Raw genomic sequence first — 19,699 nt, 5'->3', positions numbered from 1 at the left:
CAGCGGCGAGCGCCCGCGGGCCTGGGCGTCGGTCAGGCCGTCGGCGATCGCCAGGACGTCGCGCGGGCGCCCGGCGCCGGCGCGGGCGATCCGGTGGGCGACGGCCGCGCAGAGCCGCGGGTGGCGGCGCGCGAGCAGCGCCACCACCTCGTCCTCCTCCAACGGGCGCAGCACGATCCGCGCGAACTCGGCAGGCGCCCGTAGCTCGTCGCCGGCCAGCAGCAGCAGGACCGGCTCGACCAGCACCCGCCGTCCGACGAGGTGGAGGACGTCGAGCGAGGCCCGGTCGAGGCGGTCGCCGTCGTCGACCAGGATGACCACCGGCCGCTGCTCGGCCGCTCGCGCGAGCAGCGCGAGGATGGCCGTGGCCGCAGGCAGCGCCTGCGCGGGCGACAGGCCGCCGCCGACGGCGAGCCGCCCGAGCGCGTCGGCATGGGCGGGCGCCAGCGCCGGGGACAGGTGCAGGAGCGGCCCGACGAGGTCGGCGAGGGCGGCCCCGGCGGGCTCCGGGCGTCCGCTGCTGCCGCGCAGCGCGATCACGTGCAGTCCCCGAGCCGCGGCTGCGGTCGCGACCAGGTCGAGGGCTGTCGAGCGCCCCGACCCGGCGGGACCGGACAGCTCGGCTGCGCTGCTCAGCCCAGCGACCGCGCGCTCGAGCAGCTCGTCGAGGCGGTCGATGACGGGGCCGCGGCCGAGCAGGTCGTGCCGCGCCCGGCGGTCGCCGGCGTTCCACGGCGTCGCGGCCGCTGCGGAGAGGAGCACGAGCGGCGGCAGCCTCAGCGCTCGACGCAGACGTGGAAGTTCTGCCCGAAGTAGTCCTCGCCGTCGGCCGCGACGACCCGCTCGAGGCCATGTCCGCGCAGCCGCTCGACCAGCGCGCCCGGCTCGAAGAAGTGGCGCATGTGGCCCGGCTCGACGACGATCCGCCGCGCCGCCGCGAGGTGCTGGTCGATCGCGGCCCTGTGGCTGTCGTCGTAGGTGCCGGCGGCCCGCCATTCGACGATCGAGCGTTCGATCACCGCGGCCAGGTCCGGCGGCTGGCGGGGTCCGGTGAGGATCAGCCGACCGCCGGGTCGCAGGTGCCGCGCGCACTCGGCCAGGACCACGTCGGGGTCGGCCACGTTGAAGAGGACGTTCAGCAGCAGGATCGCGTCGACCGGCTCCGCGATGGCATCGGGGAACCGCTCGGCGCGACCGTCGAGGACGCTCACGCGCCCCGCCGCGGCGGCCGGCAGCCGATCGCGGCGCGCCGCCGCGCGGTCCCGCATCGTCGCGTCGGGATCGAAGCCGACGACCCGCTCGGCGACGCCCAGCAGGGGCTCGAACAGCAGGCCGGTCCCGCAGCCGGCGTCGACGACCGTGGCCCGGCCGGCCACGTGCGCAACCGCCTTGTCGACCATCCGCCGGAAGCAGCCGAGCCGGGGCACCAGCTCGTCGTAGCTCGCGGCGAACGCGCTCCAGACGGGGTCCTGGCTCATCGTCGCTCGCTCCTTCGGGTCGCAGTCGCCCGTCGCGGACGCGACGGACGGAGACGGCCACGCTAGGCCGCGGCGAGCCGGTCGTCAGTAGCGGATCGGTACCGCGCGGGTGCCGTGGCACGGCACCGCGGTGCGCTCGCTCAGAGCCCCTCGCCGGGATGCAGCAGGCCCCTCCGAGCGCGTCGGTCCGAAGGTCGATCGGCGCGAGCGCCGCGACCGACCCACGAGCTGCGGCTCGCCCGCTCGTCAGGCCGCTCCCTGGTCGCCCGGGCCGACGCCCGAGCGGCCCGGGTCGGTGCCCCCGACCTGGCGCGCGCCCCGATCGGCGGACCGGACCCGCGGCCCGGCGGTCATCACGGGGCTCGGCAGCTCGCGACCGACCTGGTCGGCGAGCCCGGGCCCCAGCGCCAGCAGGCGGGCGAGGTCGACGCCGGTGGAGATCCCGAGGTCGTCGGCGAGCAGCACCACGGCCTCGGTCGCGACGTTGCCGGCCGCGCCCGTGGCGAACGGCGAGCCGCCGAGGCCGCCGATCGAGGCGTCGAACCGCGTGGCGCCGGCCTGGAGCGCCGCGAGCACGTTGACGAGGCCGGTGCCGCGGGTCTCGTGGAAGTGCAGGCCGACGTCGGAGCCGGTGCGGTCGAGGACCTCCCACACCCCGCGGGGCGTGGCCATGCCGGTCGTGTCGGCCAGGGTCAGGTCGTCGGCGCCGGCCTCCCGGCAGTCGTCGCAGAGCCGCTCGACGTCCGCCGGCGGGATCTCCCCCTCGTAGGGCGAGCCGAAGGCGCACGAGACCACGACGTCGACCGGCAGGCCGGCGGCGCGCGCGATCGACGCCACCGCGGCGACCTCCGCCAGCGAGCGGCCGATCGTCATCCCGACGTTGCGCCGGTTGTACTCGGCGGACGCGGAGATCGTGCAGGTGAGGGCGTCGACCCCGGCGGACACGGCGTCGCGGGCGCCGCGGGCGTTGGGCACCAGCCCGACCAGCGTCGTGCCGTCGAGACCCCAACACGCTGCGGCAGCGGCTCGACAAGATCAGCAGGCTGCTCCCCGGGTGGGACGACCCGGCGCGGCGGCTCGAGGTCCACCTGGCGCTGCGCGTGCGGGCGTTGCAGCGGCAGCTGGACGACGGGGCGGGCGGCGCGGCGCGCGCGGCCGCCGATCTCAGACGTACTGCGCCGCCGCGTGGCCCGATGCCCAGGCCCACTGGAAGTTGAAGCCGCCCAGGTGGCCCGTGACGTCCAGCACCTCGCCGATGAAGTACAGGCCCGGGCTCCTCAGCGATTCCATGGTCGTGGACGACAGCTCGCGGGTGTCGACGCCGCCGAGGGTGACCTCGGCGGTGCGGTAGCCCTCGGTGCCGGCCGGCACCAGCTGCCAGGCGCCGAGCTTGGCGGCGATGTCGCGCAGCTCGGCCGGGGCGTACTGCCGCATCGGCTTGGAGGCGAACCAGCGGTCGGTCAGGAGGGTCGCCATCTTCTTGGTGAAGACCTCGCCCAGCAGGGTCTTCAGCTCGCTGCTCGGGCGCGCGGCCTGCTGGCCCTGCAGCCACTCCAGGGCGTCGCGGTCGGGCAGCAGGTTGATCTCCACCACGTCGCCGGGGTGCCAGAACGAGGAGATCTGGAGGATCGCCGGGCCGCTGAGGCCGCGGTGGGTGAAGAGGAGGTTCTCGCGGAAGCTCTCGCCGTTGCAGCGCACCACGCAGTCCACCGACGTGCCGGACAGCTCGACGCACAGGTCCTTGAGCCGGCCGCCGATGGTGAACGGCACCAGGCCGGCGCGGGTGGGCAGGACGTCGTGGCCGAACTGGCGGGCGATCTCGTAGCCGAAGCCGGTGGCGCCCAGCGTCGGGATCGACAGGCCGCCGGTGGCGATGACCAGCGACGACGAGGCGACGGGCCCGAGGTCGGTGCTCAACCGGTATCCGGCCTCGGTCCTCTCGATCTGCCGCACCGAGGTGCTCACGCGCAGGTCGACGCCCGCCTGCTCGCACTGGCCCAGGAGCATCTGGAGGATGTCCTTGGAGCGGTTGTCGCAGAACAGCTGGCCCAGCTTCTTCTCGTGGTACGGCACGCCGTGCTCGCCGACCATGGCGATGAAGTCCCACGGGGTGTAGCGGGCCAGCGCCGACTTGCAGAAGTGCGGGTTCCGCGAGGCGTAGTTGGCCGGCTCCGCGTACATGTTGGTGAAGTTGCAGCGGCCGCCACCGGACATGAGGATCTTCTTGCCCGCCTTGTTGGACGAGTCGATGAGCAGCACCTGGCGGCCGCGCGCGGCGGCGGTCAGGGCGCACATCAGGCCGGCGGCACCCGCGCCGATGATCACCACGTCGGTAGAGCGCACAGAGCATCCTCAGGCACAGCGAATCGCGGAGGATCCGGTCCCGGTCCCACAAGATAGGGCTGCGAGGAGCGTGGCCGCGACGCGGGCCGCGCGGCCGGAGCCGCCGCACGGCCGGGCCGGCGGCTTCGGCGCGATCGGTCAGGATCGATATGCGGCTTCGAGCGTGGCGATGTCGAGCTTGACCATCTTCAGCACCGCGTCGCTGACCCGCTTCGATCGCTCCGGGCTCGCGTCGCGCATCATCTCGTCCAGCGCCGCGGGCACGATCTGCCAGCGGACGCCGAAGCGGTCGATCAGCCACCCGCACGCCTGCGGCTCGCCGCCGCCTTGCAGCAGCGCGTCCCAGTAGCGGTCCAGCTCCTCCTGGTCGGAGCAGGAGACGACCAGCGAGATCGCGTCGTTGAACTCGTGATGCGGTCCCGCCGTGATCGCCTGGAACCGCTGGCCCAGCAGCGTGAAGTCCACGACCTTCACGCTGCCGGGAGGCCCGCTCGGCGACTCGCTCAGCAGCGGCGCCACCCGGTCGACCCGCGAGTCCGCGAAGATCGACGCGTAGAACCGCGCGGCCTCCTCGGCCTCCTCGGCGTACCACAGGTGCGGGTAGATCTTGGCGCTCGTCGTTGCGGTCATGATGGTCCCTCCGTTGGACTCGATCTGGGTCTATCGCGCTCACGGGCCCCTGCCGCCCGACCGGCGGGCGGCGTGACGCCATCGTGAGCCTTCTCGATCAAGGACCGGTCGAGGCGGCGGAAGTCATCGGTGCCGCGGAAGCCGACGCTCGCCGGAGGCGGACGTCGGTCTCCCTGACCGATACGATGGAAACGGAGCACACTCCGCTTCAGTGGAACATGGGCGGATGCGAGGAGACCCCATGGAACGTTCGCTGCGATCCGATGCACAGGCCAACCACGACCGCCTGGTCGAGGCCGCCGCACGCGCGTTCGCACGCGAGGGTGCGGACACGTCCCTGAAGGCGATCGCCGCGGAGGCAGGCGTCGGGATCGGCACCCTCTACCGCCGCTTCCCGACGAGGGAGGATCTCGTCGAGGCCACCTATCGCGAGCAGACCACGCGCCTCTGTGGCGCCGCGCCGCAGCTCCTCGACGATCACCCGCCGGTCGAAGCCCTCCGCACGTGGATGGAGCACTTCGTCGACTACATGCTCACGAAGCAGGGAATGGCCGATGCCCTCCCGGCGATCCTGGCCACCCGCGAGGGGCTGCGCGCGCATAGCCGCGAAGCGCTCAGGAACGCGGTCGCATCGCTCCTCCGGGCCGGCGAGGCCGCCGGGCAGCTCCGCCCCGACCTCGACCCCGGCGACGTCCTGATGGCGTTGGGCGGCATCACGCTGATCAGCGGGCACGAGCACCAGCGGGAGCTCGCCTCGAGGCTCATCTCACTGCTCCTCGAAGGCCTGGCGGTCTGAGGGACCCCGCCTCGCGCGCCGCGGTCGGGCGCGACCGCCGCCGAGCAAGCCCCCGGGACGACAAGCGGATGCGGCTCCGCTTCCGTGCTAGATTAAGTGGAGTCGACTCCGCTTCGGGGTCGTTGATCCGAAAGGCACGCATGTCGAACGACCTCATGGGAACCGTCGCCCTGGTCACGGGGGCCAGTAGCGGAATCGGTGCCGCCACCGCGCGGCGGCTCGCGGCCGAGGGGGCATCCGTCGCGCTCGTCGCGCGTCGCGAGGACCGCCTCGACGAGGTCCGCCGCTCGATCGAGGCCGCCGGCGGCGTCGCGCGGGCGGTGGCGGTCGACATCACGAGCCGAGCCGGCGCCCAAGCCGCCGTCGACCGCACGGTGGAGGCATTCGGGAGGCTCGACACCGTCGTGAACAACGCCGGCGTGATGCTGATCGGACCGTTCGCCGATGCGCCCGTCGGCGAGTGGGAGCGGATGGTCGACGTCAACGTCCTGGGGCTGCTCTACGTCACCAAGGCGGCGCTTCCGCACCTCGTCCGAGCGGCGGAGGACGGACCTCGCCGCACCGCCGACCTCGTCAACATCAGCTCGTCGGCCGGCCGCGTGGCTCGCCCTGGCACGGCGGTCTACAACCTCACGAAGTTCGGGGTCAACGGCTTCACGGAGGCCCTGCGCCAGGAGCTGCAGGCCAAGCGGGTCCGGGTCAGCGTCATCGAACCCGGCAACGTCGATACCGAGCTGGCGTCGCACACGCGCGACGAGCTCCGCGCGGGCGTCGAGGAGCAGATCCGGGCGATCGAGAAGCTGCAGCCCGAGGACATCGCCGACGCCGTTGCGTACGTGGTGACGAGCAGCCGCCGGGTCGCCGTGAACGAGGTGTTCGTCCGCGCGGCCGACCAGAGCTGGTAGCACCCGCCGCGCCCTGGTCCGTCGCGTCAGTACCTCGTCGGGCTGGCGCCCAGCATCGGAGAGGCCGGCCACGTCACGCCATCGATGGTGGCGCCCCCGTACGCGAGGACCGGTGCCAGGGTCGCGTTGTTCTCGGCGGGGAAGTTCAGCACCGGCGCGGAGATCTCGTCCAGGGCAGATCGAGCGGCGGCGGACAGCTCGACGTGGATCGCGTCGAGGTTCGTTCGGAGCTGCTCGATCCGGCGCGCCCCGATGAGCGTCGAAGTGACCCCGGGCCGCCCTCGGACCCAGGCGAGTGCGGCCGCGGCCGGACTGATCCCTTCGTCGGCCGACACGCGGTGGAGGACGTCGATGACGTCGAATTGCGCGTCCGTGGGCTCGCCGACGAGCGCCTTCCGGCCGGTGTCGACCGGGCCGCTGTGGCCGCGGGAGAACTTGCCCGACAGGAAGCCGCTCTTCAGCGGGCTCCAGGGCATCACGGCGATGCCGAGCTCATCTGCCATCGGGAAGAGCTCGCCCTCGCTCGTGCGCTCCAGGAGCGAGTACTCGAGCTGGAGCGCCACGATCGGCGCCCAGTCGCGGAACCCGGCCATCGTCTGCGCCTCGGCGGTCTTCCACGCGGGAACGTCGGAGAAGCCGACGTAGCGCACCTTGCCTGCGGTGACCAGATCGTCGAGTGCCCGCATCGTCTCGTCGATCGGTGCGCGACGGTCCCAGTTGTGCAGCCAGAGGAGGTCGACGTAGTCCGTCTGCAGTCGCCGGAGCGACTGCTCGAGCTGCGCGATGACGGCCTTTCGGCCCGCACCACCGCCGTTGGGATCACCGGGATGGAGGTTGCCGAAGAACTTCGTCCCCAGGACGACGCGATCGCGGTCCGCCCCACGGTTGGCGAAGTAGTCGCCGACGATCTTCTCCGCATGACCGTTGGTGTAGATGTTGGCGGTGTCGATGGCGTTGCCACCGCGGTCGATGTACTCGGCGATCATGCGGTGCGAGTCCTCGGCGGTGGCGCCCCAGCCGAGGTCCTCGCCGAAGGTCATCGTGCCGAGCGTGAAGGGACTGACGCGCAGGCCGGAGCGGCCGAGCGAGACGTACGAATCGAGGGACATGAGGCTCCTGTTCAAGCGGCCGACGGGACCGCCGGCGCACGATCCATGAGACCACCGCCCGTCCGAGGCGAGTAGACCGATCCTCTTCCATCGTTGCCTGATCCTGGCGTCGTTGCGCGGATCGGACACGGGCGCTTGCGCGCTGGGTGCCGCAGTGCTTGGTTGGGGACATGGACCACCTGACCCGGCTGCGGGCTGCGATCGCGCGAGGCGCGGATCTGGGAGCTGGAGTTGTCCAGACCGATATCGAGGGCGTCAGCCTGATGGCCGCCGAATCGCCGACGGACCCCCTCCACTCGGTCGCGCGGCCTGCCCTGGCCGTGGTGGCCCAGGGCGCAAAGCGCACGGTCGTCGGTGATCAGGTGCACGACTACCGCGCCGGCGAGCTGCTGATCGTCTCGATCGATCTGCCCGTCAGCGCCCACATCACCGATGCGACGCGCGATCGCCCGTTCCTCGCCTTCGGTCTCGAGCTACGACCGGCGGCGGTCGCGGCGCTCCTGCTCGATGGCGCCGCGGAGCCGGCAACGGCCTCGAGCCCGGACGGCATCGCCGTCGGTCGTGCGTCGACCGAGCTTCTCGACGCGATCCTCCGGCTCCTGAACGCGCTGGACGACCCGGAAGAGGCGCGAGTCCTCGGCCCCGGGCTCGAGCGGGAGATCCTCTGGCGGCTGCTGATCGGGCCCCAGGGCGCGGTCGTCCGTCAGATCGGGCTGGCGGACAGCCGCCTGTCCCACGTCGCGCGGGCGGTCGGGTGGCTCCGGGCGCACTACGCCGACAGCATCAGCGTCGACGAGCTCGCGTCTCTGGCCGGGCTCAGCGCCTCGTCCTTCCACCGGCACTTCCGGGCGGTCACGACGATGACGCCAATCCAATATCAGAAGCGGATCCGCCTGCAGGAGGCGCGGTCGCGGCTCCTGGATCCTCCGGTCGACGTGGCGAGCGTCGGGTTCGGCGTCGGCTACGTGAGCGCTTCTCAGTTCAGCCGGGAGTACCGCCGGATGTTCGGCCTGCCTCCGGGCCAGGACGCGAAGCGGCTCCGCCGGGCACGCGATGAGCTGGCAGAGCCGGCCTGACGCCGTCCTCGCGGACGCCGTTCGCTCCGTCGTGCTCGCGCATGGCCTCCGAACGTCAGCGCGCGCTTCGAGGGCACGTCGATGCGGGTCGGTCCGAGGGCGGTCGGCTTGCGGCCGAGGCCCCGTCCCTACCCCGCAGACGGCGCCGCCTCGACGCGTGACTCGTATCCGGGGCCGCGCTCGGGCGTGACGGAATGCGGATCGAGAGGCTTGTCGCAGACGTCACAGCGCAGCACCGGGTTGACGATCGATCCGCACTCGTCGTGGCGAAGGACGATCGGGGGGCCTTCCGGACCGGTCAGGTGACGATCGCCCCACTGCATCAGGGCGATCGTCGTCGGGTACAGCTCGAGGCCGGCCCGCGTGAGCCGGTACTCGTGCCGGTCGCTGCCGGGGCCCAGCTCGACCCGCTCGATGACGCCGGCAGCCGTGAGCTTCTTCAAGCGGGCGGTCAAGGTGGCTCGGGGGATGCTCAGATTGCGTGCCATCGCACTGAAGCGCCGGACCCCGAAGAACAACTCGCGGATGACCAGCATCGACCACCGCTCACCGACGAGCTCGAGGGTCCGTGCCACCGAATCGTCCGTGAACCGCGTCGTCAGATCCGTCGCATCGCTCACCAGCCGATTGTAATCGCCACGCCAGCCGCGGCTCCCTGCGCGACCGGAGCAGCGACGCGCGTTCCGGAGCACCGCGCGACGCCGAGTCGGATGTCTTTCACGGATGACCCGAAAACGAGTCAGCGGATCCGTGGAAGACGCACCAAAGGGCCGAAAAGTCCGCTGTTAGCTTCGACACGCAGCGAAGCCGCGGTCACGGAACGTGCGTGCTGGAGGACGACGACATCGCCCCTGGGGGCCTTCTCGTCACAGCCGAACCATCGAGGAGAGGAAGAGTCATGACGAGCATCGGTGTCGTCGGAGCAGGCGTCGGAGGGCTGCATCTCAGCCTGCTGCTGCAGAAGCGCGGGATTCCCGTGCGGCTCTACGCGGACCGTACGCCGGAGGAGATGCGGGCGTCGCCTCGGCTGGCGAACACCGCCGGCCACTGGCCCAACACGCGGTCGCGCGAGCGTGAGCTCGGCATCGCGCACTGGGACGACGCCATTCGCCCGATTCGCGAGCTCAACGTCACGGTGACCGGCGACCTCTCGGCAAGGTTCACCGCGCCGCTGGAGCTCGGGCCGATGGCCGTGGACTACCGCATCACGATGCCGCGCATCCTCGAGGACTTCATCGAGCGCGGCGGCGACGTCGCCTACGGGACGATCACGGCTGAGCAGCTCGAGGAGCTCTCCGAGCGCCACGATCTCGTCGTCGTCAGCTCCGGTCGCGGCACGATGACCGAGCTGTTCCCGAAGATCGAGGAGCGCTCGCCCTATCAGCGGCCGCAGCGAGTCCTGCAGGTGTCGGTCGTGGACGGTGTCGTCGGCAACGCCGAGGCCCTGAACTACGAGCTCGTCCCGGGTGTCGGCGAGGTCGTGCTGTTCCCGTTCCACGCGGCCGACGGCGAGAACCACACGACCCTGTACATGTCAGCCGTCGCCGACGGGCCGCTTCCCGCGCTGCTCAACGCCGATGTCGCCGGCAGCGACGGACGCGAGGCCCTGGACCGCGTCTTCCGCACCATCGTCCAGGAGCACTTCCCCGCGTCCTCCGCGCTCTTCGACTGGGACGCCTTCGCCACCGTCGGACCCGAGTACGACATCGCGGGCGCGCTCACGCCCACCGTCCGCCGACCGTACGCCCAGCTCGGCAACGGGCGGTGGGTCCTGGCGCTCGGCGACGTCCACACCGTCTGCGACCCCCTGCTCGGTCAGGGTGCGAACTCGGCGTCGGCGTCCGCGTTCATCGTCGGCGACGCCGTCGTCGAGGACCACCTCGCCTTCGACGAGCTGTGGTGCCGGCGCGTCGCCGACCGCATGTGGCAGCGCTCGGGTGCTGCGGTGGTCTTCACCAACGAGCTGCTGCGGGTGCCGCCCGCCCCCGCGGTCGTCACGTTGCTGGCCGCCGGCTCGGTCTCGCAGGACGTCGCGGACTACGTCGCGTCGTTCTTCGACGTCCCCAACACCGCCTGGAACGCGCTGGCGAGCCCCGAACGCGCCGAGGCCGCCGTGCAGGAGGTCGGCGGCGAGCAGGTGCTGCAGGGCGTCCGGCAGGCGCTGGCCGGCATGGCCGCGGCGTGAGGGCGACCGTGGCTCCGCTCGCCACGGCCGAGGACCTGCGGGCCGCGTTCAAGCTGCGGCCCGAGCCGGTCTGCGCCATCACGACGTGCGACGAGTACGGCGAGCGGATCGGCATGACCGCGACGTCGGTCACCAGCGTCTCGATGACCCCGCCGATGGTGCTCGTCTGCGTCCGCACCCACGCGCTCATCGCGTCTCCGATGCGGGCCCGGCTGCCGTTCGTCGTGCACTTCCTGTCCGACGGCCAGCGCGACATCGCGGCGCGCCTGGCGTCGCCGGTCGAGGACAAGTTCGAGGGCGTGAGCCATCGGATGAGCCGTTCCGGGGCTGCGCGCCTGGACCGCGCGATCGCGGTCCTCGAGTGCGACACCACCGACGTCCACCCCGCCGGCGACCACATCATCGTCGTCGGGACCGTCACCAAGGTCGATCTCGGTGGTCCCGACGACGACCCCCTGCTGTTTCGCGGCGGCACGTTCGTGACCGTCGCCACGGACCACCGACCGTCGCGATGATCACCGCCATCTCCCGGGGGACCGAGGGGCCGTTCGCGACCGTCGGCGTCACACGTGACGCCGACGGCGTGCCGCGCTTCTCGGATCTCCCCGTCTCGCTCGTCGCGGGTCTGCGGTCCGTCGTCCGCGGTTCCCCGGACGAGGAAGCCGTCGTCGAGCTCGGCGGCGAGCGCCTGACCTACGCACAGCTCTGGGACCGGGCGTCTCGCGTCGCAGGCGGCCTCCGTGCCGCCGGCGTACAGGCGGGCGACACCGTTGCGATCCGCCTCCCGAACGGCACCGCCTGGGTCGAGAGCTTCGTCGGGGTGCTCCTCGCCGGGGCGGTCGCGGTCCCCGTCAACACCCGCCTCGCGCCGCCCGAGGTCGAGACGCTGCTCGACGACGCCCGGCCGTCGTACGTCATCGACGTCGACCATCCCGCACCGAAGGGCGACCCAGTCGAGGCCCGGGACGCCGGCCGCGACAGCCTCGCCGCCATCTTCTACACCAGCGGCACCACCGGCCGGTCGAAGGGCGCGACCGCCACGCACGAGGCGATGCTGGCGGTTGCAAGAACCGTCACGCGAACCATCGGGTTGGAGTCGACCCCCGACGCGCCTCTGCGGACCCTCGTCTGCATCCCGCTGTTCCACGTCACGGGGTGCAACGGTCAGCTGGTGCCGACGCTCTTGAGCGGAGGGACCGTCGTGATCCAGCGGCAGCTCGACGTCCCCGAGATGCTCGCCGCCCTGAAGGACGAGCGCATCACCTATCTGGTGGCCGTGCCGGCCATCTACTTCTACCTCCTCGCCAACGAGTGGTTCGACGCGGCGGCCTTCGAGCTGCTGCGATGGGCCGTCTACGGCGGCGCACCGATCGCCCCCGATCTCGTCGCGCGCCTCACGAGGGTCCTGCCGCGGGTCCGCGTGGCCAACGGCTTCGGCATGTCGGAGACGAGCTCGCTGGCCACCCTCCTGCCGCACGAGGACGCGGTCGGCCATGCCGACTCCGTCGGGTACCCCGGCCCGGCGGTCGACGTCGGCATCCTCGACGGCGACGAGTCCTCCGGGGTCGGCGAGATCGTGCTTCGCGGGCAGTCGGTCACACGGGGCTACTGGCGCACCCCGGAGCTCAACTCCGAGATCTTCGTCGACGGGTGGCTCAAGACCGGCGACGTCGGCCGCATCGACGAGGCCGGTCGCTTGTACCTCGTCGACCGCTCCAAGGACATCATCAACCGCGGTGGAGAGAACGTCTACTCCGTCGAGGTCGAGAACGCCCTCGCGGACGCGCCCGGCGTCGGCGAGGCGGCGGTGGTCGCGGTCCCCGACGCCATGATGGGCGAGAAGGTCGGCTGCGTCCTGGTCGCAACGGGCGACGGAATCGACGTGGCCGCCGTCATCGAGCACGTCGAGGCGCGCCTGGCCGACTACAAGGTCCCGCAGTTCGTCGCCGTTCGCCAGCGCCCGCTTCCGCGCAATGCCGGCGGCAAGGTCCTCAAGCACGTCCTCCGCGACGAGACGACGTGGCCCGCGCCGGTCCGATGACCAGCCGGCAAGATTGGTTCAGTTGAAAGACCAGTTCAATTTCTGTACCGTCTTGCCGGCAAGCGCAACCGATTCCCAGGGTCATGCAGACGAACGAGACACCCCAGCGCATCGCCGTCGCCGTCGTGGGAGGGGGCATCGGCGGCGCAGCCGCTGCCCTCGCTCTCACCAGAGCCGGCGTGAACGTCCGGCTCTTCGAGCAGGCGCCGCAGCTGACCGAGATCGGCGCGGGCATCCAGCTCGGGGCGAATGCCGTCAAGGCGCTTCGGCACTGGGGGCTCGAGGACGAGATCACCGCGTGTTCGGTCGCGTCCAAGAGCATCGAGTACTACGACCTCGAGACCGGGGAGCACCTGTTCCGGACGCCCCTGGGTCAGCAGGCAGCTGATCGGTACGGCGCGCCGATGCTCCAGATCCATCGCGCGGACCTCCTGAACGTCCTGGTCGACGCGCTGCCTGAAGGGACGTTCCTGCTGGATCGGCCGGTTGCGGGCGTCGAGCAGGACGAGACGGGCGCCACCGTTCGGTGCGTGAACGGCGAGACGTTCCGCGCCGACGCGGTCATCGGGGCGGACGGGCTGAAGTCGCGCACCCGCGAGCAGCTCTTCGGTTCCGCCGAGCCGCGCTTCTCCGGGACGCTCGGGTGGCGGCTCATGCTGACCCGTGAGGAGGCCGAGCGGCTGGGCTTCGAGCACCGCTGCTACTGCTACCTCGGCCGCGGTCGCAGTCTCGTGCTGTACTGGCTGCGCTCCGGCGAGCTCTTCAACATCATCGGCTTCGTCCCGGCGACCGAGGTGCAGCGCGAGTCGTGGACCACGTCGGGCGACACGTCGGAGTTCATCCGCTCGTTCGCCGGTGCGGCTCCGGAGCTCGACGCCCTGCTGCACGCCCCGGATTCCGCCTTCATTACCGGCGTGTACGACAGAGACCCGCTCGAGACCTGGACCCGTGGCCGCGTCACGCTGATGGGCGACGCGGCACACCCGCTCGCCCCGTACCTCGCCCAGGGCGCGTGCCAGGCGATCGAGGACGCTGCCACCCTCGGCGCGGTCCTCGGGGGCGCCCGCCCGGCGGACGTCGAGGCGGCACTGCAGGAGTACGAGCGCCTCCGGCGACCCCGTGCCACGAAGGTCCAGATGGCCGCCCGGGCCGCCGAGGACTTCTGGCACCAGGACGACGACGCGCAGATCCTGGCACGCAACGGACGCTTCAAGGGCATCACGAAGCTCGACCCGCTCGGCGAGTCGGTGTGGTCGTGGGTCTTCGACTACGACCCCGTCGCCAGCGGCTATGCCGCCAGCAACCGGTCGACCGGCGTGGAGACGGTCAGGGCCGATCATGCGATGCGTCGGCCCGAGGCTCAGCAGACGCTCGAGGCGTGGCGTCGAGCGATCACGCCGCTGGACGTCGGCAAGGGCTGGCTTGGGATCCGCGCCGCCTACGAGCGCTTCCTCCTGGAGGCCGCGCCGGCGGACTCCGCCACGAAGGTGGAAGAGGTCAAGACCGGTGACGTGGTCAGTCACTGGGTCCGGCCGGGCGGTTCGGATGCCGCGGGTGGTTGCCCCGTCGTGCTGTACCTCCACGGAGGTGGATACATCGCCGGCAGCGCGAAGGCCGGGGCGAACATGGCAGAGCGGCTCGCGGCGGCCGCCGGCGGGGCCACGCTGATGGTCGAGTACCGCCTCGCGCCGGAGACCCCGTACCCGGGCGCGCTCGAGGACGTGCTGTCGGCCTACCGCTGGCTGCTGGACCAGGGCCAGGACGCCTCGAACGTGATCCTCGCGGGCGACTCGGCGGGCGGCGGCCTCGCCGTCGCCGCCGCCCTGCGCGTGCGCGACCAGGGCCTGGAGGCCCCGGCCGGCATCTACTGCATGTCGCCCTTCGCCGACCTCGCACTGACCTCGCCGTCCATCGACGAGTTCGAAGGCCGTGACGCCGCGGTGAACCGCGATTTCCTGACGGACATGTCGGGGTCCTACCTGCACGGCCAAGCGCCCGATGACCCGAACGCGTCGCCGGTCTACGCCGACCTGTCGGCCATGCCGCCGATGCTGGTGCACGTCGCCGCCGAGGAGGCGCTTCGCGACGACGGGGTACGGCTCGTGGAGCGTGCTGAGCGCGCTGGCGTGGACGCGCGGCTCACCGTCTTCGACGATGCGGTCCACGCCTTCCCGCTGTTCCCGTTCTCGCCTGATGCCCCTGCGGCACTCGACGAGTTCGCCGGGTTCGTCCAGTCGACGGCGCGCCACGCGTCCGTGGCCTGAGCATCGCTGTCGCTCGGGCGCCCGCGGGCGCCCGAGCCTGACGCTGGCGCGCAGGAGCGCGGCGGGGCGCGCCTCTGTAGATGGCCAGTGCCGCCGCCACGTCGATACGCCGGACGTGGGCCGGCCGCGATGGCGTACGGCTCAGGCCAGGGTTCGCGAGTCCGCCCTCTCGGCCGCCGGCCGGAAGCCGCGGCCGGGAAGCGCAGCGAGGCCCGCGATCGCCGCCGCGAAGCAGAGTCCGGCGACCACCAGGCAGGCAACCGTGAGGCCGGACAGGAAGGAGTCCTGAGCGACCTGGAGCAGAACGGGATCCGTCGCCGCGATCCCGAAGGCGACGGGGACCGAGTCGGCAGCTTCCGCGGCCCTTCCGGTGGCGAGGAACGCGCTGTCGAGCAGGCGGGAGCCGAAGACCGACGAGAACACGGAGCCGACGATCGCCACTCCGAGGGTCGAGCCCAGTTCCCGGGTCGCGTCGTTGACGGCCGAGCCGACGCCCGCACGAGACGGCGGCAGCACGAGCATGATCGACTCCGTTGCCGGGGTGGAGATCAGCCCCATGCCCAGGCCCATGAGCACCATCTGCGGCACGATCGTCGACCAGTAGGGCGTCGTGGCGTCGACGCTGCCGGCGATCCACGCCATCGCCGTCCCGAACGAGAGCAGTCCGGTGACCACCACCGCGCGCGTGCCGAGGCGCGGAGCGAGGAGCCCGCCGACGACGGAGGCGACCGCGATCGAGAGCGCGACCGGGAGGATGCGGGCTCCGGTGGACAGCGGCCCGAACTCGCGAACCACCTGGAAGTACTGCGTGATGAGGAAGATGAACCCGGCCAGCGCGAAGAACGTGACGGTCACCGCTCCGCTGGCGGCGCCGAACCGCCGGTCGGCGAACAGCCGGACGTCGAGCATCGGATGGGCCGCTGTCCGTTCGGCCACGACGAAGGCCACCGCCAACGCGAGCGCGACGGCGAACCCGGTCACGGTCGTCGCGCTGCCCCACCCCCACTCTGGCGCCTCGATCACCGTGTAGACCAGCGCTCCGAGCAGGGCGATCGAGAGGGCCAACCCGCGCAGGTCCAGCGCAGGGACCGAGCGATCGCGGGACTCCGGAACGAGCCGGAACCCGAGTGCCGCGGCCACCAGTGCGAGGGGGACCAGCGCCCAGAACACGCTGCCCCAGTGGAAGTGCTCCAGCAGGAGCCCGCCGGTCACGGGCCCCGACGCGACGCCGACTCCGACGACCGCGCCCCACCCGCCGAGAGCGGCCGCCCGTTGACGCCTGTCGGGAAAGGCGTTGGAGATGATCGACAGCGTGGTGGGGAAGATGAGCGCGGCGAAGGCCCCCATCCCGAAACGTGCCGCGATCAGCGCGCCGGTGCTGTCGACCAGCGCCCCGGCGGCGCTGGCGATCGCGAACCCGAGCAGGCCGATCAGCAGCGCCGGCCGCCGTCCGTAGCGGTCGGAGATGCTGCCCGCGGCGAGCACCAGCGCCGCGAACGAGAGGTTGTAGCCGTCGACGACCCACTGCAGCCCGCGGGTGCTCGCGCCCAGCTCCTCGGCGATGCTCGGCAATGCGACGTTGACGATCGTGACGTCCAGGTTGATCGCCAGCACGGCGACGTAGACCGCGACCAGGATGCCGACCCTGCGACTCACGACGGGTCCGCGGCGTGCCACTCGCGGATCGCGTGGGCGAACTCCTCGGGGGCGTCGGACTCGACGTAGAGCCCGGCGTCCTGGACGATGACGGTCTCGTGGTCGAGGAAGGTCGCTTCCAGGCGTTCGCGCTCCCGGGGGCGGAAGACCTTGTCGGCGCCGCCCCACACGATCAGCGTCGGCAGGTGGGCGACGTCGGCGAGTCCGTGCTCGATCTCGGTGAAGAACGCGCGGCTGGCGGTGATGCGGCTGGGCAGCACGGCGGAGGCCTGGCGTCGGTCGGGCGTGTCCTGTGCCCGGCGGTAGTGGGTCATCTCGGCCGTCGTGGGCTTTCGCCGTCGATGGCCCGCGGGAACGAAGGCGTTGACGACGAGGTTCAGCCGCCGGGCGAGGAAGCGGAGCGGGCTGGCGCCGCCGATGCGGGAGAAGAACTCGAAGTAGGGGTCGCCGTTGGTCGGCCAGGCCCAGGTGTTGGCGAACACGAGTCGATCGAAGGTGCCGGGGCGACGCTGCCCGACCGCCAGGCCGATCGGGCCGCCCCAGTCCTGTCCGACGAGCGTGACCCCGGTGAGGCCGAGCCGCTCGACGAAGGCGGCGACGACGTCCGCGTGCTGCTCGGGCAGGTACCGGTAGCCGGGCCTTGCCGTGGACAAGCCGAAGCCCGGGTAATCCAGCGCGATGCACCGGAAGTCGTCCCGCAGCGCGCGAATCGCGTCGCGCCAGAGGAACGACCACGTCGGGTTGCCGTGCAGCATCAGGAGGATCGGCCCCGAGCCCTCGTCGACGTAGTGCACGACGTTGCCGTCCAGCTCCACGAAGTGGCTGTCGAACGGGAACAGCTCGTCGTCGACCCACGCGGGCCGTTCTCCAGCGGGCATGGCCACGGTCCTCTCCATCGGGTATGGTTGAGATTGTCAATCCAGCTTGAGAAAGTCAAGAGGATGTCATGAGTCGAAGCTACGGTCACTACTGCGGTCTCGCGCGGGCCCTCGACGTCATCGGCGATCGATGGAACCTGCTGATCGTCCGCCAGCTCCTCATGGGTCCCGGCCGCTATCGCGAGTTGCTCGACGGCCTTCCGGGCGTGGCGACCAACCTGCTCTCGGACCGGCTTCGAGACCTCGAAGCGGCCGGTGTGATCGAACGGCGCCCGGCCCCGACCGGCAACGCCGTGGTGTACGCCCTCACTCCCTGGGGTGCGGAGCTGCGGGAGCCGATCAACGGCCTGATCCGCTGGTCGACGCCGCTGATGGTGCGCGGGCCCGACGGCGACCCCTTCCACCCCGAGTGGCTCGCTGTCGCCCTTCCGGCGCTCATCGATCACAGGCCGACGGGCCCCTCGCCAACGATCGGCCTCGCGATCGACGGGCAGCTGTTCCAGGCGCAGGCGACGGACGCCGGCCTCGAGGTCGCCCGCCACGACGGGCGCCCGCTCGACGCCGTCCTGCACGCCGAGGCGATGACCATCCTCGGCATGGCCGCAGGCATGCTCGACCTCGACGACATCCGCGAGCAGGTCGAGCTCGAAGGCGACGAGGACGCCCTGCGGGCCATCTTCGCCCGATGACGCGACGAGGCGGACCCGATCTGGCGCGGCATCGACGGCACGTCGCGCATCGGGCGCGGACAGCCGATCCGGCCGCAGGCTCAGGCGCTTCGCGCCACCACCGACGGTCAGGTTGTACGCCGGCGCCAGCCACGAAGCACCGTACGCAACCCGCCGACCACGATCGCTCGGCCCGACGCGGTCAGGACCCGGTCGCCCCGGTCCAACTCGCGAGCCTGCTGCCACTCTCGATCGGTGGCGTTCCAGAACGGATGGTTGGCCGTCGGGGGCATCGAGCGGCTGAACGTCGTGCAGGGGACTGCGTCGGCGCTGTCGGCGACCGTTCGCCCTACTGCAGGGGTGCGGGCGCCACAGTGCGCGAATCGCGCGAACTGGTGCTTCTTCAACACCCGCGTCAGTGCCGGCCAACCGTCCGGCACAGCGCCGCTCAAGTCCACAGCAGAGCTGCCAACCTGAGGCCGTCTTCTACGGGCTGTGAGCCGTTCTGGGTTTGAGAGACAGTGATCAAACCCAGCACAGCTCACAACTGTTCATTGCCTGACGCTCCGTGCCTCCGACATCTGGTTCCGCGAACCCTGCCTGGCGACTCGACCGCAGATCGGGCTCAGCGTTGAACCGGCAACGAGATCGTGGCGATCAGGTCCGTGAATCGCGCCGCGCCATGCCCGTCGCTGCATCGAAGGACCGTCTCATCCTCGCCAAGGCGCACCAGCATGCCAGCGTTCCCGACCCAAGCGTGGGTAGTTCCAGTTCGATCTCTCCACTGCTTCCAGAGACGCAGGTTCGCCGGGACAGCGTCCTGATCAGGGATGACGGCAATGGGGACCACCGGCGGTGCCGAGTCCACCCAAAGCGTGGCCTCGGTGAGTTCCTGCTCGTTCACGACGATTTTCCCCTTCCGGGCCTTGAGATGAAGACCCTGAGGACGCGCGGCATCGCCTCGAAGCGAGATCGTGCACGCCCAGGCACCGGCAAGCGAGGGCATCTCGTACATCATCTGCACGCGTTCACCGTCGAGATCGATCGGTGCACCGTTCGACGCCTGAAAGCGCTCCGCCAACGTACGCATATCGTCAGCCTTCGAACGGCCGAAGTGTCATCTAGCTAGCGCCGAAGCGCTCTTCAGGCACGATCCGCCCTCCATAGCCGCTCATCCGCCGATTGACGACTCGCCGCTGGTTCGCCCTATCGGCCTTCCCAATATCGGCGCTAGTGCGTTCGCTAATTGACCGCCGTTCCGGTTGGCGTCGTCGGTCAATCATGTCGACACCTTGATGAAGACGCCCTGGAAGGGCGCATCTGGACCGACCAACCGCCAGACCTGCCCCGAAGGCTCCTCAAACCAACGTTCGGCGAACTCAGCGATCCCGCTGTAGTGCCTCTCGACCGGAACCTCCTTGAGCGCGCCGGCCTCTTTTGCCTCGATAATCCACTGCTCGAACCGCCTGAACTCCGACAGCGAGCGAAAGCCGTGCAGTTCTTCCCAGTCCGATTCCGGAGGCCCAAGGCTAGAAGGAGCCACGGTCCACCACCCACGCCGGGGACACCTTCGGAACTACGACCTGACTGCCGCCGCCGACCAAACTACCCTGCGGAGCCGCGGCCCCTTGGTACACGGTCTGGCCAGCCGGGACCCGAATCTTTACCCA

20 protein-coding genes are annotated in these 19,699 nt (G+C 71.1%); 9 read left to right on the top strand and 11 right to left on the bottom strand.

Features of this window, described 5'->3' with window-relative positions:
* The 3 genes from PAI11_RS04145 to PAI11_RS04135 form a co-directional block, all read right to left on the bottom strand.
* Positions 1–762: ATP-binding protein (locus tag PAI11_RS04145; protein ID WP_040598255.1), on the bottom strand; the 762-nt coding region annotated here is incomplete at its 3' end.
* Between the two features lie 14 nt (positions 763–776).
* Positions 777–1,478, bottom strand: a complete 702-nt coding sequence (locus PAI11_RS04140; protein ID WP_007571159.1) for a class I SAM-dependent methyltransferase — start codon at positions 1,476–1,478, stop codon at positions 777–779.
* A 246-nt stretch (positions 1,479–1,724) separates the two neighbouring features.
* Positions 1,725–2,453 carry a beta/alpha barrel domain-containing protein gene (locus PAI11_RS04135; RefSeq protein ID WP_007571157.1) on the bottom strand — a complete coding sequence of 243 codons (729 nt, stop codon included), beginning with the start codon at positions 2,451–2,453 and terminating at the stop codon, positions 1,725–1,727.
* A gap of 38 nt (positions 2,454–2,491) precedes the next feature.
* Here PAI11_RS04135 and PAI11_RS28430 point away from each other — a divergent pair, with 38 nt between their 5' ends.
* Complete coding sequence (locus tag PAI11_RS28430) at positions 2,492–2,695, top strand: helix-turn-helix domain-containing protein (RefSeq protein WP_081488251.1); 204 nt, start codon at positions 2,492–2,494, stop codon at positions 2,693–2,695.
* On the opposite strand, the gene PAI11_RS04130 is transcribed toward PAI11_RS28430, so the two are convergent.
* On the bottom strand, positions 2,643–3,821 hold the full coding sequence (locus PAI11_RS04130; protein ID WP_007571155.1) for a BaiN/RdsA family NAD(P)/FAD-dependent oxidoreductase: 1,179 nt from the start codon (positions 3,819–3,821) through the stop codon (positions 2,643–2,645). The two genes, PAI11_RS28430 and PAI11_RS04130, sit on opposite strands and share 53 nt — an antisense overlap.
* A 138-nt stretch (positions 3,822–3,959) precedes the next feature.
* A complete protein-coding gene (locus PAI11_RS04125) occupies positions 3,960–4,451 on the bottom strand; it encodes a VOC family protein (protein WP_007571153.1) in 492 nt (163 codons plus the stop codon).
* Positions 4,452–4,692: 241 nt separating this feature from the next.
* Here PAI11_RS04125 and PAI11_RS04120 point away from each other — a divergent pair, with 241 nt between their 5' ends.
* Together PAI11_RS04120 and PAI11_RS04115 are read left to right on the top strand one after the other, a co-directional pair.
* Positions 4,693–5,247 (top strand): TetR/AcrR family transcriptional regulator, encoded by a 555-nt coding sequence (locus PAI11_RS04120; RefSeq protein ID WP_040598278.1) that lies wholly within the window; start codon positions 4,693–4,695, stop codon positions 5,245–5,247.
* 140 nt (positions 5,248–5,387) lie between these two features.
* Positions 5,388–6,152 (top strand): SDR family NAD(P)-dependent oxidoreductase, encoded by a 765-nt coding sequence (locus PAI11_RS04115; protein WP_007571149.1) that lies wholly within the window; start codon positions 5,388–5,390, stop codon positions 6,150–6,152.
* 26 nt (positions 6,153–6,178) lie between these two features.
* On the opposite strand, the gene PAI11_RS04110 is transcribed toward PAI11_RS04115, so the two are convergent.
* The gene (locus tag PAI11_RS04110) at positions 6,179–7,261 is read right to left on the bottom strand and encodes an aldo/keto reductase (RefSeq protein ID WP_007571148.1); all 1,083 of its coding nucleotides are present in this window, start codon (positions 7,259–7,261) and stop codon (positions 6,179–6,181) included.
* A 170-nt stretch (positions 7,262–7,431) separates the two neighbouring features.
* On the opposite strand from PAI11_RS04110, the gene PAI11_RS04105 reads away from it, so the two are divergent.
* Positions 7,432–8,337: an AraC family transcriptional regulator gene (locus PAI11_RS04105; protein WP_007571146.1), complete on the top strand. Its 906-nt coding sequence runs from the start codon at positions 7,432–7,434 to the stop codon at positions 8,335–8,337.
* A gap of 128 nt (positions 8,338–8,465) precedes the next feature.
* Here PAI11_RS04105 and PAI11_RS04100 read toward each other — a convergent pair whose 3' ends face one another.
* Positions 8,466–8,957 (bottom strand): winged helix-turn-helix transcriptional regulator, encoded by a 492-nt coding sequence (locus PAI11_RS04100; RefSeq protein ID WP_007571145.1) that lies wholly within the window; start codon positions 8,955–8,957, stop codon positions 8,466–8,468.
* 278 nt (positions 8,958–9,235) lie between these two features.
* On the opposite strand from PAI11_RS04100, the gene PAI11_RS26100 reads away from it, so the two are divergent.
* The 4 genes from PAI11_RS26100 to PAI11_RS04080 all read left to right on the top strand — a co-directional run bounded on the left by PAI11_RS26100 (position 9,236) and on the right by PAI11_RS04080 (position 14,827).
* Positions 9,236–10,522: a styrene monooxygenase/indole monooxygenase family protein gene (locus tag PAI11_RS26100; protein WP_050897094.1), complete on the top strand. Its 1,287-nt coding sequence runs from the start codon at positions 9,236–9,238 to the stop codon at positions 10,520–10,522.
* 8 nt (positions 10,523–10,530) lie between these two features.
* Positions 10,531–11,037 carry a flavin reductase family protein gene (locus PAI11_RS26095; protein ID WP_007571142.1) on the top strand — a complete coding sequence of 169 codons (507 nt, stop codon included), beginning with the start codon at positions 10,531–10,533 and terminating at the stop codon, positions 11,035–11,037.
* Complete coding sequence (locus PAI11_RS04085) at positions 11,034–12,563, top strand: class I adenylate-forming enzyme family protein (RefSeq protein WP_007571140.1); 1,530 nt, start codon at positions 11,034–11,036, stop codon at positions 12,561–12,563. Before PAI11_RS26095 ends, PAI11_RS04085 begins: the two co-directional genes overlap by 4 nt.
* A gap of 83 nt (positions 12,564–12,646) precedes the next feature.
* Positions 12,647–14,827 (top strand): alpha/beta hydrolase fold domain-containing protein, encoded by a 2,181-nt coding sequence (locus tag PAI11_RS04080; protein WP_050897093.1) that lies wholly within the window; start codon positions 12,647–12,649, stop codon positions 14,825–14,827.
* Between the two features lie 141 nt (positions 14,828–14,968).
* Here the strand turns inward: PAI11_RS04080 and PAI11_RS04075 are convergent, their stop codons facing one another.
* A complete protein-coding gene (locus PAI11_RS04075) occupies positions 14,969–16,483 on the bottom strand; it encodes an MFS transporter (RefSeq protein WP_007571136.1) in 1,515 nt (504 codons plus the stop codon).
* The gene (locus PAI11_RS04070) at positions 16,480–17,361 is read right to left on the bottom strand and encodes an alpha/beta fold hydrolase (protein ID WP_007571134.1); all 882 of its coding nucleotides are present in this window, start codon (positions 17,359–17,361) and stop codon (positions 16,480–16,482) included. Before PAI11_RS04070 ends, PAI11_RS04075 begins: the two co-directional genes overlap by 4 nt.
* Before the next feature lie 68 nt (positions 17,362–17,429).
* Between PAI11_RS04070 and PAI11_RS04065 the strand changes: the two genes are divergently transcribed.
* The gene (locus tag PAI11_RS04065) at positions 17,430–18,050 is read left to right on the top strand and encodes a winged helix-turn-helix transcriptional regulator (protein ID WP_007571132.1); all 621 of its coding nucleotides are present in this window, start codon (positions 17,430–17,432) and stop codon (positions 18,048–18,050) included.
* 604 nt (positions 18,051–18,654) lie between these two features.
* Here the strand turns inward: PAI11_RS04065 and PAI11_RS04060 are convergent.
* Both PAI11_RS04060 and PAI11_RS04055 read right to left on the bottom strand, forming a co-directional pair.
* Positions 18,655–19,119 carry a hypothetical protein gene (locus PAI11_RS04060; protein ID WP_040598252.1) on the bottom strand — a complete coding sequence of 155 codons (465 nt, stop codon included), beginning with the start codon at positions 19,117–19,119 and terminating at the stop codon, positions 18,655–18,657.
* 189 nt (positions 19,120–19,308) lie between these two features.
* Positions 19,309–19,572: a hypothetical protein gene (locus PAI11_RS04055; RefSeq protein WP_040598250.1), complete on the bottom strand. Its 264-nt coding sequence runs from the start codon at positions 19,570–19,572 to the stop codon at positions 19,309–19,311.
* Positions 19,573–19,699: the final 127 nt, after the last annotated feature.

The sequence above is a fragment of the Patulibacter medicamentivorans genome (genome assembly GCF_000240225.1).
GTDB classification, from domain to species: Bacteria; Actinomycetota; Thermoleophilia; order Solirubrobacterales; family Solirubrobacteraceae; genus Patulibacter; species Patulibacter medicamentivorans.
This window is presented reverse-complemented; position numbering and strand designations above follow the sequence as displayed.